14 protein-coding genes and 1 other RNA gene are annotated in these 18,180 nt (G+C 47.3%); 3 read left to right on the forward strand and 12 right to left on the reverse strand.

Features of this window, described 5'->3' with window-relative positions; translation table 11 throughout:
• Window positions 1-710: 710 nt before the first annotated feature.
• The 3 genes from MM817_RS02440 to smpB form a co-directional block, all read right to left on the reverse strand.
• Entirely contained in the window at window positions 711-2,447 is a 1,737-nt protein-coding gene (locus tag MM817_RS02440) for a LysM peptidoglycan-binding domain-containing protein (RefSeq protein WP_241711845.1), read from the reverse strand.
• 746 nt (window positions 2,448-3,193) lie between these two features.
• Window positions 3,194-3,574: a transfer-messenger RNA gene (gene ssrA / locus MM817_RS02445) on the reverse strand.
• 158 nt (window positions 3,575-3,732) lie between these two features.
• Window positions 3,733-4,239 (reverse strand): SsrA-binding protein SmpB, encoded by a 507-nt coding sequence (smpB, locus tag MM817_RS02450; protein ID WP_241711846.1) that lies wholly within the window; start codon window positions 4,237-4,239, stop codon window positions 3,733-3,735.
• A gap of 401 nt (window positions 4,240-4,640) precedes the next feature.
• On the opposite strand from smpB, the gene pckA reads away from it, so the two are divergent.
• On the forward strand, window positions 4,641-6,221 hold the full coding sequence (pckA, locus tag MM817_RS02455) for a phosphoenolpyruvate carboxykinase (ATP) (RefSeq protein ID WP_419723365.1): 1,581 nt from the start codon (window positions 4,641-4,643) through the stop codon (window positions 6,219-6,221).
• Between the two features lie 125 nt (window positions 6,222-6,346).
• Here the strand turns inward: pckA and MM817_RS16810 are convergent, their stop codons facing one another.
• The 4 genes from MM817_RS16810 to MM817_RS02470 form a co-directional block, all read right to left on the reverse strand.
• The gene (locus MM817_RS16810; RefSeq protein WP_336605143.1) at window positions 6,347-6,757 is read right to left on the reverse strand and encodes a carbohydrate kinase family protein; all 411 of its coding nucleotides are present in this window, start codon (window positions 6,755-6,757) and stop codon (window positions 6,347-6,349) included.
• Complete coding sequence (locus MM817_RS16815; protein WP_272879600.1) at window positions 6,751-7,326, reverse strand: PfkB family carbohydrate kinase; 576 nt, start codon at window positions 7,324-7,326, stop codon at window positions 6,751-6,753. Before MM817_RS16815 ends, MM817_RS16810 begins: the two co-directional genes overlap by 7 nt.
• A gap of 66 nt (window positions 7,327-7,392) precedes the next feature.
• The gene (rnr, locus tag MM817_RS02465; RefSeq protein ID WP_241711848.1) at window positions 7,393-10,059 is read right to left on the reverse strand and encodes a ribonuclease R; all 2,667 of its coding nucleotides are present in this window, start codon (window positions 10,057-10,059) and stop codon (window positions 7,393-7,395) included.
• Window positions 10,060-10,065: 6 nt separating this feature from the next.
• Window positions 10,066-10,812 (reverse strand): alpha/beta hydrolase, encoded by a 747-nt coding sequence (locus MM817_RS02470; RefSeq protein ID WP_241711849.1) that lies wholly within the window; start codon window positions 10,810-10,812, stop codon window positions 10,066-10,068.
• A 101-nt stretch (window positions 10,813-10,913) separates the two neighbouring features.
• Here MM817_RS02470 and MM817_RS02475 point away from each other — a divergent pair, with 101 nt between their 5' ends.
• Complete coding sequence (locus MM817_RS02475; RefSeq protein WP_241711850.1) at window positions 10,914-11,582, forward strand: LbetaH domain-containing protein; 669 nt, start codon at window positions 10,914-10,916, stop codon at window positions 11,580-11,582.
• 137 nt (window positions 11,583-11,719) lie between these two features.
• On the opposite strand, the gene secG is transcribed toward MM817_RS02475, so the two are convergent.
• A complete protein-coding gene (secG, locus tag MM817_RS02480; RefSeq protein ID WP_241711851.1) occupies window positions 11,720-11,953 on the reverse strand; it encodes a preprotein translocase subunit SecG in 234 nt (77 codons plus the stop codon).
• Window positions 11,954-12,094: 141 nt separating this feature from the next.
• Here secG and MM817_RS02485 point away from each other — a divergent pair, with 141 nt between their 5' ends.
• Window positions 12,095-13,312 (forward strand): MFS transporter, encoded by a 1,218-nt coding sequence (locus MM817_RS02485; RefSeq protein ID WP_241712266.1) that lies wholly within the window; start codon window positions 12,095-12,097, stop codon window positions 13,310-13,312.
• On the opposite strand, the gene eno is transcribed toward MM817_RS02485, so the two are convergent.
• Genes eno through MM817_RS02505 form a run of 4 tightly spaced genes read right to left on the reverse strand, consistent with a single transcriptional unit; the run spans window position 13,289 to window position 18,179 of the window.
• Window positions 13,289-14,572, reverse strand: coding sequence for a phosphopyruvate hydratase (eno, locus tag MM817_RS02490; protein ID WP_241711852.1), 1,284 nt, complete (start codon window positions 14,570-14,572; stop codon window positions 13,289-13,291). The genes MM817_RS02485 and eno overlap by 24 nt on opposite strands.
• 47 nt (window positions 14,573-14,619) lie before the next feature.
• Window positions 14,620-16,161, reverse strand: a complete 1,542-nt coding sequence (gene gpmI, locus MM817_RS02495) for a 2,3-bisphosphoglycerate-independent phosphoglycerate mutase (protein WP_241711853.1) — start codon at window positions 16,159-16,161, stop codon at window positions 14,620-14,622.
• Window positions 16,162-16,191: 30 nt separating this feature from the next.
• The gene (gene tpiA / locus MM817_RS02500) at window positions 16,192-16,977 is read right to left on the reverse strand and encodes a triose-phosphate isomerase (protein WP_241712267.1); all 786 of its coding nucleotides are present in this window, start codon (window positions 16,975-16,977) and stop codon (window positions 16,192-16,194) included.
• A 2-nt stretch (window positions 16,978-16,979) separates the two neighbouring features.
• Window positions 16,980-18,179, reverse strand: a complete 1,200-nt coding sequence (locus tag MM817_RS02505; protein WP_241711854.1) for a phosphoglycerate kinase — start codon at window positions 18,177-18,179, stop codon at window positions 16,980-16,982.
• Window position 18,180 lies beyond the last annotated feature (1 nt).

Genomic DNA, 18,180 nt, shown 5'->3' on the forward strand with positions numbered 1-18,180 from the left:
AAGGATCCACATTGGTTACACGCATAACAGCGCCTATTTTAGCCAGGTGTCCAGCATATTATGCCGCCCGGTAACGCTACCCCTACGTCGGTAAACGGCCCGTTTACTATAACGGACTGAAAAATCCCTCTCAAGCGATATCCGCCGAGCGTCCCAACAGGGTCTCGACACACTGACATCAGGATCCCATACCCCGCAAGAAGACTCGGATCCTGCCACGACAGGTCAGTCGTTGCAGAATGGAGGCGAGGCAATTGTTCACAGTGCCGATTGACTCCGTGTTGCGTATGAAGGTTTCTTCTTCTTGGATTCGTGCGTAGTATCGCGCTGCACAAAGATCCAGGCATTCGTTGCAATGCTATGACACTTGATACAGTCGACACGGCTTCCTGCAAGATGCCACACTTGCAAGAAGATGAGCGGTGATCGAGGGCGCATTGCTCAAACGCGAGGGAAGCGAACAAGAAATGGCTCTAATGACGCTTTTCATACTTTGCGATTTCAGTTCTTTCATGACAGGCACTGCATTTGTCATCGATCGTGAATGCACGGCAGTTTGATTGGCGCGTTCAGTTGTCTATGTAGAAATCGCGGCGGGCCCGCTGCCTTAAGACAAGCAGTCGGTTCGGTCGGTAGAAGTTTAGAGTAAATGAGACAACGAAAAAATCCGTCAAAGCTCGCTTTCCGGCCTTGACGGATGAATCTATGGTTTAGTTAACAGCGTTCCAAAATGCAGAGTTTTCCTGGCCCGCCTGCCAAAATGCAATGCCACCGAGTCCATACTGTTTAACCAGTGCTATCTTGTCCTGAAGACTAGTTTGATTTTCGTAATATATAGTGTGCGACACGCCATTTGCATCGGTGAATTGCAAATATGGCACGGAATCAGTACTATCCCATTGCGGAATGAGGTTGTCCGTTTGAATCAAGTTGTCTACCTGGTTCAAAGTTACCATTTGCGCCATAGTATTGTCATTAGAGTTCCAATCGTATCCATAAGCGCCAATTCCGAGTAGCACTTTGTTAGCCGGTATCTGCGACGTTACATAGTTCATAACTTGACTATCCCATTGCAAAGGGGCAACTGCTCCAGCACTACTTCCTGCCCAATTATAATCATAGGTCATGACTGGGACAAGGTCGGCAACTTGGCCAATGGCTCTGAGATTATATCCACTGTAGTAGGACTCACCAGCGTCACCTGGGATAGTGACCGATAGCTTTTTGCCATCGGCATGTAGCTTTGCCGCCAATTCATCGACGAAGTCTGTAAACACTGCCTGATCGCTTGGGCTAACCTGCTCGATATCGAGATCGATGCCTGCGTAGTCGTCGGTTGTCGCAATATTGACCAGGTTATTCTCCAACGTTGTACGCAATACGGAAGAATTGAGTACTGAACTTGCCAATGCACTGCTTTGACTATAGTTGGAACTCCAGTTAGTGACTGTAGCGAACACATTCATGTTGTTTGCTTTGCTGTATTGAATTAAGCGGTCAACGGTGTTCGTCCCCCCGGGCGTTGTATCGGTGACGTTACCGCTCGCATCAAATGAATAATTATCATTACTGAAGTCATTAATGCTACTGTGCGCCATAGCATCGTTCATTGAAGACATACTGGTTACCCACGTATAAATGATAGGCACCGTCGGTGTCACGACTGCCGACGGAATCGTCAATACTTCACCAACCATTAAGTTAGAGGCGGTAACTGAAGGATTGGCCTGTTCGATGGCTTGTATCGATTCACCAGTCGCCTGGGAAATTTTCCACAGCGTGTCACCCGATGCGACCACCCACTGATTGGCAGGTGCCGATATTGCTGCCGGAGCCGTTGTAGCTGGCGAAACCGTTGTATCCGTTCCCGAAGTTATGGTCAGCACTTGACCGATGGTCAAGTCAGACGGGTTGCTCAAATTATTGGCCTGTTCAATGGCTTGTATCGATTCGCCAGTCGCCTGGGAAATTTTCCACAGCGTGTCACCCGATGCGACCACCCACTGATTCGCAGGTGAGTCTATCCCACTCTTAGCATACCTCGTTACTTTCGTAATCGACGTTGATGGAATGACCAGAGTTTCTCCGACTGCTAACTCAGATGATTTCGTCAATCCATTCGCCTGTTCAATTGCATACAAAGGTACTTTTGTCATTGCTGCGATTTTAAATAGCGTTTCGCCGGCAGTTACCGTCCACATCCGAGAGAGGTCTATAACCTGTCCAATCTGCAACATGTTAGGATTCGAAATAGCGTTATACTTCTCAAGCTCGGCAATCGAAACACCTGTGCTTAGTGCGATTTTTCGTAGTGTATCCCCTCGCTTGACTGTCCATACATACTGCGTAGACGCATGAACGGCGCTCGGTAGCGTAGCTGCGAAAGCAACAGAGAATGAATTGCCAAGCATTGCTGTTGCCGTTAATAATGCAAGTCCACGCCTCATTCAGTTGATTACCTCCTGTTTGTTGATGAATAAGTAATTGCATACTAGCAAAAAACTAATAACAACTTTGTTAACATAACATAGTTTCATCCATCTCGTAATGATCAGTATTTAGTGTTTACATCCAATATATAGCTCATAGTCCACACTCTTCTTTGACACCGCTCTAGTCTTGATATGAGTTCGTCGAACCTGCTTTACCCTCCAACGCCAAAACACCGACTGAGCGGGGCTGAGACCAAGCGCCCATTCGTTCTATGGAGTCAGCTTCGTCTATTACCTAGCATTCACTACATGTTACATCACTTGAACTGGCTATTCTGTTTGTTGCAGTAACGAACCAATTTCCTTTTTTTCAGCAACAATAGTCTGTGACTTACGCTTTACTGTGTTTGCATCTGTGCCTCCAACAATCATGTCGCCATGATTGTTGGAAGTGGTGAACCATTTTTCAAACAATGCTTAAAAAAGTAGAAGACGTAACCTCAAATCGGAAACCTAGTTTTAAAATTTAAGTTATAGCCGAAGTAAGCTCAACAGTTGCAAAGCCAACGCTTCCATAGTAATCATCAAGTCAATGAGGGAAATAGGAGGAATTTCAGACGTCACCGAAATGGCGCACTTTAACATGAAAACGGGACTCGATACATAACATCCTAACCCGCAAATGGATCAACAACATCAAAAAACCCAGCCTCTACAAGGAGACTGGGTTCCTGCCACGACAGGTCGGTCGTGGTTTTGCATGGTGGAGGCGAGGGGAATCGAACCCCTGTCCGAAGACCTCGCTACAATCACATCTACGGGCGTAGTCGCTGATTTAAGGTTCGCCGCTTGATGCGCGCAACGACGCGCTCATCAGGTGGCTAGCCTGCAATGTAGTTCGCTAAGAGCCCACAGGCACCTGCTCCAGCTATCCCACTAAGGTAGCGCCTTTACGCAATCATGGGAGAAAGGCGTAAAGACGTCGCTTACTGCTTATTAGGCAGCTAAAGCGAGGTTACTGCTTCTGAAGTTGTTACGTTGTGTTTTTGCGTTTGTATTTAAGTTCGCGTTTTTTACGTGGGCGCAGCCCCACGGCCCGCCGATCATGCCCGAACAATCCCCGTCGAATCCAGAACGCCCCCATGAGAGACGTCAGGTTACTGACGTATAGTGTATCATATCACATAATACATACAGATAAAAGTAACTCAATATGGCTACTAAGGATAATTGTTGCCAACTGTTCCTTGTGTAACTCTACCGATCACTTCAATAATATGCATGCCACATCCATAGCACTTTATGCGCGCTGGCGATCGCGAAAAGCTCGTTCGATCTCGCGTGAGGCGTCGCGTTTGGCAATAGATTCACGCTTGTCATAATTCTTTTTGCCACGCGCTAAAGCAATCTCGATTTTACAAAATCCTCCACGCAAATACATGCGAAGTGGAACGAGCGCATATCCTGACTCACGTGAAGCTCCAATGAGTTTGCGAATCTCTGACTTATTTAATAGCAACTTACGCGTGCGTAGTGGTTCGTGATTAAAACGATTCCCCGCTTCATATGGACTAATGTGCAGATTATGAAGAAATACTTCTCCATGCTCCACACGCGCGTAGCTATCCTTTAAATTTGCTCTCCCTAGACGAATGGACTTAATCTCCGTCCCTGTCAAAACCATACCTGCCTCAAATGTTTCTTCAATAAAATAGTCATGTGTGGCCTTCTTATTTTGCGCTACAGTCTTTACACTTCGACCCTGTTGTTCCTGGGACGATGTTCGTCGCGCCTCATGATTTGCCAAAACGATCACCCGCCTTCATCCTACATGATCCTACATTTAAAGGATAAAGATTCAACATCGTGCTGACAATAAAATCACACTGTCAAATCACCTTTATTCTACAACGACGAGCAATCCTTAGCAAAGAAATCCATACGTAGTTCTCTGCCTCAAGCTGATACTAAAAAGTGGATATTTATCATGATCAAGTTTTGAACTACGAGATCCGTTGATCAAATTGCCCAATTAGTATGTCACATTATCGAATTTAGCAAAAATGTGTTGCTTAAATGGCTGCTTGCATATAACATAATAAGTGTCTAGGACATAAGATATCACGTAACAACACGTAGCTTCTATTGTGTTAAGCTACAGTGACAACATACCCATACTGCATCATGGGACAGGAGGCTACACCCTTGATCGATTCACTACTCAATAATCGACTAGAATCTACGCTCCGCACATCTCATACTTATTATAACCTGTCTACTGCACAATTGGTGGAGGTCGCACTCGCACGCCAAGAAGGAATCTTGACTGACACTGGAGCATTTCGCGCAACCACTGGGAAATTTACAGGACGGTCACCCAAAGATAAGTTTTTTGTTCTCGACGAACAGACAGAATCGACGATTCACTGGGGACCTGTGAACGCACAGATTGATGAATCCGTTTTCCTTAGTCTATATGATCAATCACTCGATTATATTAGCCAACATGAGACGTTCGTTTTTGACGGTTTTGCTGGTGCTTCTGAAGATGCACAACTTCCTATTCGCGTCGTGACAGAGTACGCTTGGCATAGCTTATTTTCTCGCCAATTATTTATTAAACCCAGCCAAGAAGAACTCGCCATGCACACGCCAGCGTTCACATTGATCGATCTGCCATCCGTGAAAGCTGATCCAGTCAAAGATCAAACCCATTCCGATACTTTTATCATCGTTTCCTTTAAACATCGAACCGTTCTAATCGGTGGGACTGAGTATGCAGGTGAGATTAAAAAATCGATCTTCACGATATTAAATTTTCTTTTGCCGCAAAAAGATATTCTACCCATGCACTGTTCAGCTAATAAAGCGCAAAACAGCGACCATGTGGCTCTCTTTTTTGGACTCTCTGGCACAGGCAAAACCACACTATCTGCCGATCCACACCGTCAACTCATTGGCGATGATGAGCATGGTTGGGGAGTTGATGGTGTCTTTAACTTTGAGGGCGGTTGTTATGCAAAATGCATAAACTTGACAGCAGAGGCCGAACCGCAGATTTGGAATGCCATCCGTTTTGGAACTGTGCTTGAAAATGTTGACGTAGATGAGCACACGCGCAGCGCTGACTATTCATCAGCTGTTTTGACGGAAAATACTCGTGCAGCCTATCCGATTGACTACATTCCTAATGCACTCATGCCAAGCTTTGCTGGGCATCCATCAGTCATTGTCTTTTTGACCGCCGATGCATCCGGTGTGTTACCACCGATCTCACGTTTAACAAAAGAGCAAGCAATGTACCATTTCCTATCGGGCTATACAAGCAAGTTAGCAGGAACCGAACGAGGCGTCACAGAACCAGAAGCTACATTTTCATCCTGTTTTGGCGCACCTTTTCTCCCACTACATCCGATGGAGTACGCAAGTATGTTAGGCAAAAAGATTGATGAGCATCACACGTCTGTATTTCTTGTCAATACCGGATGGAGCGGTGGCCCTTACGGCGTTGGTACACGAATGAAACTGGAATATACCCGCAAAATGGTGCAAGCTGCAGTTGCAGGTGCACTCGATCATGTAGAATGCATGATCGAACCTTACTTCGGCCTTGCCATTCCAACAGAAATAGCAGGTGTACCAAGTGAGGTCTTGCAACCAGAGCGCACATGGAAAAAATCAGAAGAGTACCATCTAGCCGCACAAGCATTAGCCACGCGTTTCCATAAGAACTTCCGGAAATTTTCCAATATCCCATCGTCCATCTTACAAGCTGGACCACGCGCTTAGCTTGTATCGCGTCTATACAGAGGACACAATGTATTAGCCAAGCTCCCGCGCTCTACACCGCATCGACAGAGTAACTACCTGTTGATGCGGTTTTCATACAGGTAGCACGTGCACATACCATCTCCCTATCTCACGATTAGTAGGAGTTGATTGACCTCTTGCAGATTAGGTAACGCTGACATTGCGCCAATCTTGCCCACAGTCAAGGCAGCTGCAGCTGTCGCAAATGCACATAAGTTGAACCACTGCGCACCATCCATAGCCAACAATCCCGCGTGTGAAATGCCTTCCTTTGCCAATCCATAAAGAAGTGCACCCATAAAGGCATCACCCGCGCCTGTCGTATCTACAACTGGCACAGTGCGACTAGCCACTTCTAGCGGTTGCTCCCATCCTTGCCGATACAAAAGAACCCCGTGCGACCCAAGTGTACTTACGATCACAGCCGGAGTGCTACTCGCTAACTCCATGATCGCAGTGTGTTCATCTTCAGCAGGCATCAGCCACAGCAACTCGTCGCGATTGACCTTTAGCACATCGACAAGCGGAAGTATGGTTTGACAAATGGCGAGTGGTCTACATCATCAGACCAGAACGCTTTGCGCAAATTCACATCAAAACTAATCAATGCTTCTACCGTCTTTGCCCGTTTCAAAAGTGACTGCACAGCTTCTCGCAGCGGACCCACAGCAAGTGAATTAGATCCAACATGGACAATCATCTCTGCAGTGATTGGTACAGATGCAACGTGGGCCACATCCAATTGCGTATCCGCACCAGGGCTTCGCACAAAATAATACTGGGACTCACCGTGTGAACGTCCGACAAAAGCTAGACTAGTCGCCTGCACAACCCGCATCACGTGTTCCGTATGTACTCCGTAGGCAGTAAGCGTATCCATTAGAAAGTCTCCAAACGGATCGCTCCCAAGAGCCCCCAAATACTCCGACTGACCTCCAAGTTTGGCAACTGCAACTGCAACATTGGCCGGAGCACCACCTGCTTGCCGAGAAAAAGTACGTGCCTGTGCTACAGACTCCGTCTCTTCTGTGGCAATCAAGTCGATAAGCGCCTCTCCGATCGCAAGTACACGGTGACTTTGCATATCTCCCACTCTCCCAGCTTAAAAGACGTGACATCCTATGCTGCATCATCGATTGACCGTTTGAAACTATCGTCTCTTATCTGTTCGCGGTAACGGTTTTTTTTCACCCTTTTCCTTCACCTGAACACCATACGTATGACTAATATCCTGAAGTAGTTGACGATCCTTTCTTTTTTTCATAGCGGCCTTTTTACGCTCTTCCTGATCTCGAGTTCCGTCTTTTGTAGAAGCACCTGTTGATGCAATATGACCCGTATCGTGTTTTCGCTCCATACCTTGCCCGCCTCCTTCTCCTCTATATCCACCCTTAGCTGGTAGTAAACTACCACGCGGAGTAGACTTTGTACGCTTTGCGGCACTCTCCTCTTGCCGCTTGCCAAATGTCGAGCGAGCCCCATCACTTTTTGTATCGCGCCGTACACCATCACGATTCGCAGTTTCTGACTTGCCATACTTTCCAGCCGAGGGTGTTTCCTTTTTCTTATGATCTCGAGTAAACTTCCCAAAACTCGGACGCTCAGAGCTGACTTCTCCACGCTTGCGTGGTCGTTGTAAAGTAGCATCATGAGAATGAATTTCCTCACCAAGCGCTATAGGATCATCTTCCTGCAGTTTTTCGACTAACACAAAATCAATCGTCAAATTTTCCTTACTCGCCTTCATTACGCGAATCCGCAAGCGATCGCCAATCCGATACACTCGGTGCAAACGCTCTCCAATTAATGCGTGCAGTTTTTCCTGATAATGATAATAATCATCATCTAAGTAGCTAATATGAATGAGTCCTTCTACTGAGTTATCCAGTTGGACAAAGAGTCCAAACCCTGTCACACCTGAAATCATGCCCTCAAACTCTTCGCCTACTTTGTCTTGCATATACTCAATCTTTTTGAGCAAATCTGTCTCTCGCTCCGCGTCGACTGCCGTCCGCTCGCAACGCGATGTCTGATCAGCCACTTCTGGCATCATGGCTTGCAATCGAGCTGTGCGCTCTTCCGACAATCCACCTTCTATGATCACCTCACGTAAAATCCGATGAATCATAAGATCTGGATAGCGACGAATTGGACTCGTGAAATGAGTATAGTGCTCAGCTGCAAGCCCAAAATGCCCCATGCTTTGTGCAGCATAGCGCGCTTGCTTCATCTGTCTTAGCATCACATGGCTAATCACTGTTTCCTCTTTGCGTCCGCGCACACTCTCAAGCAAATCCTGTAATGCACGTGGATGAATATTGCCGACTGCTTTTAAATGAAATCCAAAATTATGAACAAACTCATTGAGTGCCGTCATCTTTTCCATCTCGGGTGCCTCATGCACACGATAAATAAAGGGTATATCCATCCAGAAAAAGTGTTCAGCAATCGTCTCATTGGCAGCGAGCATAAACTCCTCAATGATCATTTCTGCAATACTTCTCTCACGTTTTATCAGCGCGAGCGGATGACCCGCCTCATCGACTTTGATCTTCGTCTCAGAAAACCCAAAATCCACTGCTCCACGCTTCATACGTCTTTCGCGTAGCCCCATAGCAAACTTCGCCATCCTATGGAACATAGGTGCAACCTCTGCATAACGCTTCGCTACCTGTTCATCTTCACCTGTGACAATGTCTCGCACCTCATCATACGTCATACGCTCTGTGGTACGAATGACAGAAGCGTAAATATCGTGGCGCACCAAATGATAATCTGGCGACCATTCCATCTCACACGTCAAAGTGAGACGATCGACTTTGGGATTCAATGAACAAATGCCATTTGAAAGACGCGGTGGTAACATCGGTATCACACGATCGACTAAATATACACTCGTTCCTCGACGATATGCCTCCCGATCTAGCGCTGAACCTTCGCGAACATAATACGACACATCTGCAATATGAACTCCGAGTATATAGTTGCCATTGTCTAACACGCGCAAGTGCACCGCATCATCTAGATCCTTCGCATCAGGACCATCAATTGTGACGATCATTTCAGAACGCAGATCGCGTCTCCGTGCTATCTCATCTGCACTGACTACATGCGGTACCGCTTCCGCAGCTAGTAGCACATCGGCAGGAAAGGACTCAGCTAGACCATACTTCCTGACCACTGACATAATATCGACGCCCGGATCATTGGGGAAACCTAAAATCTCAACGACTTTAGCTGTTGCACTTTGATGGACACCTGGGTACGCGGTAATCTCGGCCACCACTTTTTGCCCATCTGCCGCCCCATCAAGCTGGTCTCCCGGGATAAAAATATCTTGGGTCAACCGTCGATCATCAGGCTTTAGAAACCCGTAGGTGCGAAAGGTAGACAACACACCGACAACCGTTTTGTGGGCACGCTTTACCACCCGGATGATCTCACCTTCGCGCTTCCCACCTGGTACTGGCTTCATTTTGCGCACCAGGACACGGTCGCCATCCATCGCCTCCCCCAAATCACCCGCTGCGATATAAAAATCAGGTAGCGTCCGATCCAGTGGAATAACAAATCCAAATCCCCGGACATTTGCCCGTAGATGTCCGACGACAAGATCCATCCGCTCAGGCACACCGTACCGATCCGTACGCGTCCGAACGATCACACCTTCCATCTCCAATTCGGCCAATAACGACCGAAACCATGCAATAGCCTCCGGTGTGGCGTCCACAGATAACGCCACGCGCAACTCATCAAATAATAGCGGGCGGTACACTTGTTCACGCATAAAATCTACAACTTGCTGCTGTCCCTCCACGTTTAGCTAGGCCTCCTCAATCTGACGAATAAACGCTACCGCGTCTGCCCATACTTCTTTGCGATCCGTATCCACTGGAAGCATGTGCCCCGATCGCTCATACCATTTAATCTGTTTGACTTCACTGTCAATATGTTCATATATATACGTGGCGCTCTCCGGTTTCACCGTAAGATCTTTGCGCGCTTGCTGAACGAGCACAGGAATATGAATCTCATGTAATTCGTCCCGTACAAAGCGGATCAACCGATTCAAACTTCGCACCGCGCGCAAAGGAACTTCACTATAGCCACCAAGATACTGCAAAATATCGTCATTGCGAGGACGCGAAGACTTATGTACTGGATATATCCAACTAATAAGCGGAACAAATCGGGCACCCATACTGGCCAAATACATAGGCGTGCACATACTGATAATCCCCGCAATATGATAGCGATTGGCAAGGTAAAAGGCGATAAGCCCCCCCATTGAATGTCCAACTACAATCACACGCTCCGTGCGAATCGCAAGCACATTGTACGCATCATAGGCTGATTGCACCCAATCCGAATATGTGGTGTCATTCATCTCATGCACCGATGTGCAATGTCCAGATAAGATAGGAACCTCTACACTATAACCTAGCCCCGCCAAATATTCTGCAAACGGACGCATTTCTCCTGGTGACCCTGTAAAACCATGGATTAATAACACGCCTGTTGGTCCACCATGATGAGAGTACGCTTCACGATTGCGTTCACGCGTTTGCATACGTTTCCTCCTTTCCTATGTATTGCGGATGAAATTCCCCAAAGTATCACAACTTACCTGTAGATGACACATCTACAATGTCGAAGCTTTGGAGGAACATGATGCGCCATACATTCGCCCATTTTTCTGTCGCATTTCTCACTGGAGCTCTCACAGCACCTATCATTAAGAGCTATATCAGCGAATTGATCTCGCGAGAAATACACACTGTTCACAGTATGGACAATCAAGCCCTGACTCAACCGAAAGAAGCCACCTTACAGAGTACTGTAGCTACACCTGCGCCGCATGACAGCTCTTGCGTACAGGCACACATCGACAAGGACGCTTTTCTTGAATCGACGGTCTTGCTTTATGGAAAAGGAGATCAGCACATTGGCATTCGAGCAGGGTGCCGCTTACAACACCTAGTAACACTTGCAGCTTTGCCAGAAGGGAGCGTGGAACCAGAAAGCAAAAACCCTGTCCGCATAGGTCATGAACGCTATGCCATCTATATTGGTGAGCGTTCGATTCTCGATCGCGGTACGCGAGTGATGAGCCCCGCCTTAATCGAGCAAGACGTTTACATCGGCCCTGACACGATCATCACACATGCTTGTGTACGCACAGGAGTCATCATCGAACAGGGCGCCATTGTAAGCGATGTGGAAATTCCTCCCTATCGCTATATACACGCCGGACAAGTCATCCGCTCTCAGTATGAAGCAGATCAGTTGCCCTTTTGTCAGGATCAACACCCACCGGTTCAAGTACAGACCCTTTTATAATCATCTTCACATGCCTCCATCTGTACAAGAATGCACAAGAAACATGTATTCTATTAAATATGAGAAAAGGTGTCGCCTCATCCGCGACACCTTTTCCTTCTAGCTTATCTCCAAATAAAAGCATCATCCATCACAAGTTAGTGCGAAACCATCCAAGCAATCCAAATTAAATCAACAAAAAACAAAAAAGCCATCACCATCGTAACACGACCGAGCATAGGATCCGTTCCGCGATTGCGGCGAGATGCACCTACTTCATTACCGCCACCTGTAATCGCACCGAGTCCTGCACTTCGCCCTGATTGGAGGAGGACCACTGTGACAATCAAAACGCTAATGATCACTAAAACGATCTTCGCTGTTGTCAACATCACACTCACCTCCACATGAATATACTTGATAAAGTATATCACAGTTTTAAAAGACTGCGCAAACACCGTCTACACGCACCCTACTTTGATCAATGTATGCTAGAATAAATCCACCTAGCGTGGAGGAAGTGGATCCTTTTGATGGTTGCAACAGGTACAGGCCGTTTTTCTGTGAGTGTATACTTTTTATTTATCGAAGCTCTTTTTATGAATATGGGTTTTTTCATGCTGATTCCAATGCTCTCTATTCACTATCTATCGCTTGGTATGACAGCCCTCTTTGTTGGCAATCTATATGCGGTTCGCATCCTCTCCCAACAAGGACTTCAACTCTTTGGGGGAGCACTAGCCGATCGTGTGCCCTATCGTTATGTCATTCTCGTAGGTTGTCTCATTCGCTCTGTCGGTTTTGCGTTATTTGCGATCATTCCTGCAGGAGCATGGCTATTTGCCGCAGCCTTCTTTTTTGGCATTGGCGGAGCTTTGTTTGGACCAGCTGGTAACGCCGCACTTGCTTCACTTGTAGCGCCTGAGTTTCAACCGCGCGCATTTACCATTCGACAAGCAACAAGTAACATTGGCACGACCGTAGGTCCTGTTCTTGGCGCCTTTCTTGTCTATGATCATTTTACTGCGATCTGTTGGATTGCAGGTGCGCTATTTGCTGTCATTGGCGTCTTAAGTGTAGTTTTGCTACCCAATCAAGAGAGGCGCGAAAAACAGCCATCCCTTTTGCGCGGTGTCAAGGTCATTGCAAGCAATCGCGCATTTCTCCAATTTGTCTTGCTCTTTATGGGCTACTATCTTATATACCAACAAATGTATATCGCCATTCCTGATCTTCTCACCATAATACATGCACCCAATTCGGCACTTGGTGAATTATTCAGTCTAGAAGCTATCTTAGAGATTGCCGCATCCTATCCCGCGATCGCCTGGATGTCTCGCCATGGCAACAAATATCCAGCACCACGTCTCATGTCTATAGGCATGTATGCGATGGCGATTAGTTGGATACCACTTGTCTTTGGCGTCAATATCGTTGGCATTCTCGCGCCTGTATTAGGCCTGTCACTCGGGTCTGTCATCACCGTTCCAAACCGTCAAACGTACATCGCACAACTTGCCGATCAACCACACCTCGCTACTTTCTTTGGCGTGGCCTCACTCTCGATGGCCATCGGTGCATCTGTGGGTGCAAGTGGAGGGGGGTTACTGATGCATATTGGTCAGCACCCCATGGGTCCAATCGCATCGCCCCCTGCACTTGTGTTTTTTGCTATCACCGTGATCTGCGCCTATTTTTTAGGACGCCTTCCAGATAGCCAACAGCGATTATCCGCGCAGATTATAGAATGATTGGAGTCCCTCAAAGCGTGCCAAGGTACCTAATTCAGCTTCGATACGCAGGAGTTGATTGTACTTCGCTACCCGATCGGTACGAGAAGGTGCTCCCGTTTTAATCTGACCCGCATTGGTCGCAACTGCAATATCTGCAATCGTGGAATCTTCCGTCTCACCAGAGCGATGCGAAATAATGGCTGTGTATCCTGCTCGTTTGGCCATTTCAATCGCGTCAAACGTCTCCGTTAACGTTCCAATTTGGTTGACTTTAACGAGTATTGAGTTGCCAATATGCTCGTCAATACCACGCCCCAAACGTGTAGTATTCGTCACAAATAAATCATCACCAACTAATTGTACCTTCTGACCTAATGACCGAGTGAGCTTGCCCCAATTCTCCCAGTCGTCTTCAGCCAATCCATCTTCAATTGAGATAATGGGGTAGTTTGCAACCAGATGCTCATAAAATGCGATCATTTCGTCTGCCGAACGCACCACTTTCTCGCCCTCAAAATGGTACATACCGTCCTTATACATTTCTGTTGCAGCTACATCAATCGCTAAACGCACATCTTTCCCTGGCTCATACCCTGCTTTTACAACTGCCTCAAGAATCATTTGAATTGCCTCTTCGTTAGAACGTAAATTGGGGGCAAAACCACCTTCATCACCAACCGAAGTAGCCAAACCCTTTTTGCCTAACACGCTTTTCAATTGATGAAAAATCTCAGCACCCATTCGCAACCCTTCGCGAAAACTAGCTGCCCCGACAGGCATAATCATAAATTCCTGGATATCAACGTTATTATCTGCATGTTTCCCACCATTGACGATATTCATCATCGGCACAGGCAGTTGCTTTGCATTAAATCCACCTAAATATTGATATAGTGGTAATAAAAGCGCAGATGACGCAGCACGCGCAACAGCAAGAGAAACCCCTAAGATCGCATTTGCACCAAGTCGCCCTTTGTTTTCCGTACCATCAAGATCGATCATCAAGCGATCGATATGAATTTGATCGCGCGCATCCACGCCAATCAATTCAGGTCCAATCACATCTTCAACATTGGCGACAGCCGTAGAAACTCCTTTACCCAGAAACCGTGCCTGATCGCCATCGCGCAACTCCACGGCTTCATGCGCACCCGTAGATGCACCAGACGGAACAATCGCTCGTCCACTATGTCCACCTTCTAAAGTCACTTCTACTTCTATTGTTGGATTGCCACGTGAATCCAGTACCTCAAGTGCAGTTATGTCTTCAATGATCATACTTTTATAACCCCCTATTTAGACAGTTCATATCACCACTTCACCGATCACTTTGCACGGATAATGGATGAACCAGTCATTTCCTTAGGCTTTTCTATGCCAAGTAGATCAAGCATGGTAGGCGCCATATCAGCTAGAACCCCATCTGCACGTAACGTAACATCGGCAATCGTAACGATGCAGGGAACAGGATTTGTCGTATGCGTTGTACAAGGAAAACCTGACGCCTCATCAATCATGACTTCCGCATTCCCGTGATCAGCGATGATGATAGCCGCACCACCTACTGCGAGCAACTGATCAACAACCAGACCAAGGCATTCATCTGCCGCCTCACACGCTTTAATAGCCGCTTCCATCACACCCGTATGCCCCACCATATCAGGATTGGCGAAATTTAAAATCATTACGTCTAACTCGCCTTTTTTGATACGCTTAACGGCCGCATCAGCAATGCCATAGGCACTCATCTCTGGTTGCAAATCATATGTGGCCACTTTTGGAGACGGGATGAGAATGCGCTCTTCTCCCTCAAATAACGCTTCACGTCCACCACTAAAAAACGATGTCACATGAGGGAACTTCTCTGTCTCCGCAATGCGCAGTTGTGTCATATGCTGTTGCGCCAATACTTCGCCAAGCGTATTGTCTAGATTGGTAGGTTGATAGGCGACGTATCCACCTACCGACTCACTAAAGTGCGTCATGCACACATAATAGGTGTGCGGCCACTTTGGCCCACGATCAAATCCGCGAAAGTCCTCATTGGTAAATGCTTGAGAGATCTGTATGGCACGATCCGGTCGAAAATTAAACATAATGACCGCATCTTCCTCTTTTATGAGTCCGACAGGTTGATCATGATCATCGACGACAACGATAGGCAAGATAAACTCATCCGTGACAGAGCGACGATAACTATCCTCAAGCCCCTCTAGTGGATCATGTGTATGCTCACCTTCACCGTAGACCATCGCGCGATACGCCTTCTCCGTTCTCTCCCAGCGCTTATCGCGGTCCATCGCATAATAGCGACCGGCAATCGTCGCTATTTGGCCTACTCCAGTTTTCTGGCAAACCTCTTGCAGTTCGCGCAAAAATGTACGTGCTGTATGAGGTAAGACGTCGCGACCATCGAGAAAAGCATGAATATACACTTGCTCAATGTTAGCGTCGCGCGCCATATCTAACAAAGCAAATAGATGCGATTTGTGACTATGAACTCCGCCATCTGACAATAATCCGTATAAATGAAGTCTCGATCCATGCGCACGCACATGAGATATCGCACCTTGAAAAACCGGATTGTGCGCAAATTCACCATCAGAGATGGATTTACTTATGCGCGTCAAATCTTGATACACAATGCGACCTGCGCCTAAATTCAAATGGCCAACTTCCGAATTGCCCATCTGCCCATCGGGCAATCCAACAGACCCGCCGCTTGCGCCAAGAGTAGTAAATGGATAGGTTGTACGCAAGCGATCAAAGTTTTCTGTACGCGCCGCAAGTACAGCATTACCCTTTGTTTCCTTTATCCAGCCAAATCCATCCATGATTATCAGTGCGAGAGGTTTTGGTGTCTTCATGCCACTCATCCCCTTTTTAATGAACGCGTTTTAACTAAGTGCGGCAACCTGTTCCACAAGCGCTACAAATGATGCCACTTGTAAACTAGCACCGCCAATGAGCGCACCGTCGATATCGGGTTGTTGCACATAGGTTTGAATATTGTCCGGTTTCACACTACCACCATATACAATGCGAACCTGCTCACCCGCTCGCTGACCAAGTGTGGCAGTGACCAAACTGCGAATCAAAGTAGCCACATCTTGCGCATCCTGTGCAGACGATGATTTGCCACTGCCAATCGCCCATACGGGTTCATAGGCAATCACAAACGCTCCATCTAACGCACCCTTTGCTTTTTGCAATTGTAGCATCTCTAACACAATCCCTAATTGACGACTCACAACCGTCTGCGTCGCCCCCGCTTCTCGTTCACTCAGTGATTCTCCAACGCACACTATGGGCACCATAGAAGCGTCCAGCGCCACACAGGTTTTCTTCGCAACCGCTTCATCTGACTCTGCAAAAAACTGACGGCGTTCCGAATGTCCAAGAATCACATACTCACAGCCGAGATCCTGTAACATCGCCGCAGAAATTTCTCCCGTCCATGCGCCTTGCTCCGCCTCATGCATGTGTTGTGCACCCAATTTTACATGCACTTGTTTCAGCTTTTCACCTAATCCACACAATGCTGTAAAAGGAGCACAAATGAGCGCATCTACAGAAGAAGGACTCAACATATCTCGATACTCAACTAATTCCTGTGCAAATGCATCTGCTTCGTGCAGTGTCTTATACATCTTCCAGTTTCCGGCGACTAGTTTTTTGCGTATCGTCACGCCTTACTCACCCCATCCATAGGCTGCAACACAGCAACTCCGGGAAGAATTTTGCCTTCGAGAAATTCTAACGACGCCCCACCACCTGTGGAAATATGCGTCATCCGCTCCGCTAAACCTGCCTTTTCAATGGCAGCTACAGAGTCACCCCCACCGATGATCGTAACACCATGCACTTCAGCCATCGCCTGAGCCACTGTATTTGTTCCTGCCGCAAACCGTTCCATTTCAAATACACCCATTGGACCGTTCCAGATCACTGTTTTTGACGTAATGACCGCTTGCGCATAGAGTCTACTTGTCTCAGGGCCAATATCAAGTGCCATCTCATGTGCTTGCACATCGTGCACCGACCCAATGCGCGCCTGTGCATCTGCTGCAAATGCAGTGGCAAGAACCAAATCCACTGGCAGCAATAGCTCTTTACCAGCCTGCTGCGCCTTTTCCATCAATGATCGAGCCACATCCATGCGATCTGTCTCGACAAGAGAGGCGCCAAGTTCATAGCCTTTAGCCGCTAAAAAGGTGTTGGCCATGCCCCCACCTATAAGCAATCGATCGACTTTTGCAAGCAAATGTTCGATCACGCCAATCTTGTCACTGACTTTAGCACCACCGATAATTGCAGTAAACGGGCGTTCAGGATGTGTTAGCGCTTCCCCCATCACCTTCAATTCACGCTCCATCAACATCCCAGCAACCCCAGGCAATAGATGGGCAATGCCTTCTGTAGTCGCATGAGCGCGATGAGCAGTCCCAAATGCATCATTGACATATACATCTGCAAGAGACGCAAAAGCGGCGGCGAGATCTTGATCATTTTTTTCTTCGCCAGGATGAAAGCGCACATTTTCAAGCAGTAGCACGTCGCCTGGCTGTAGTTTTTCTACATGCGCTTGTGCCACAGGTCCGATGCTCTCTTCGCTAAAGATCACAGGTGTCCCTACCAATTGCTCTAAACGCTTGCCAATCGGGCGCAAAGATAAGGCAGGATCGACTTTACCCTTTGGTCGCCCAAGATGACTTGCCAGGATGATGCGCGCACCTTTTGCGCGCAACTCCTGAATCGTAGGTAACGCCGCGCGGATTCTCGTATCGTCTGTGATCGTTGTCCCATCAAGCGGAACATTAAAATCCACACGCACGAAGACTCGTTTCCCGCGCACATCCATATCTCGAATTGTTTTTTTCTCCATC

The sequence above is a fragment of the Sulfoacidibacillus ferrooxidans genome, from assembly GCF_022606465.1.
Lineage (GTDB): Bacteria > Bacillota > Bacilli > Alicyclobacillales > SLC66 > Sulfoacidibacillus > Sulfoacidibacillus ferrooxidans.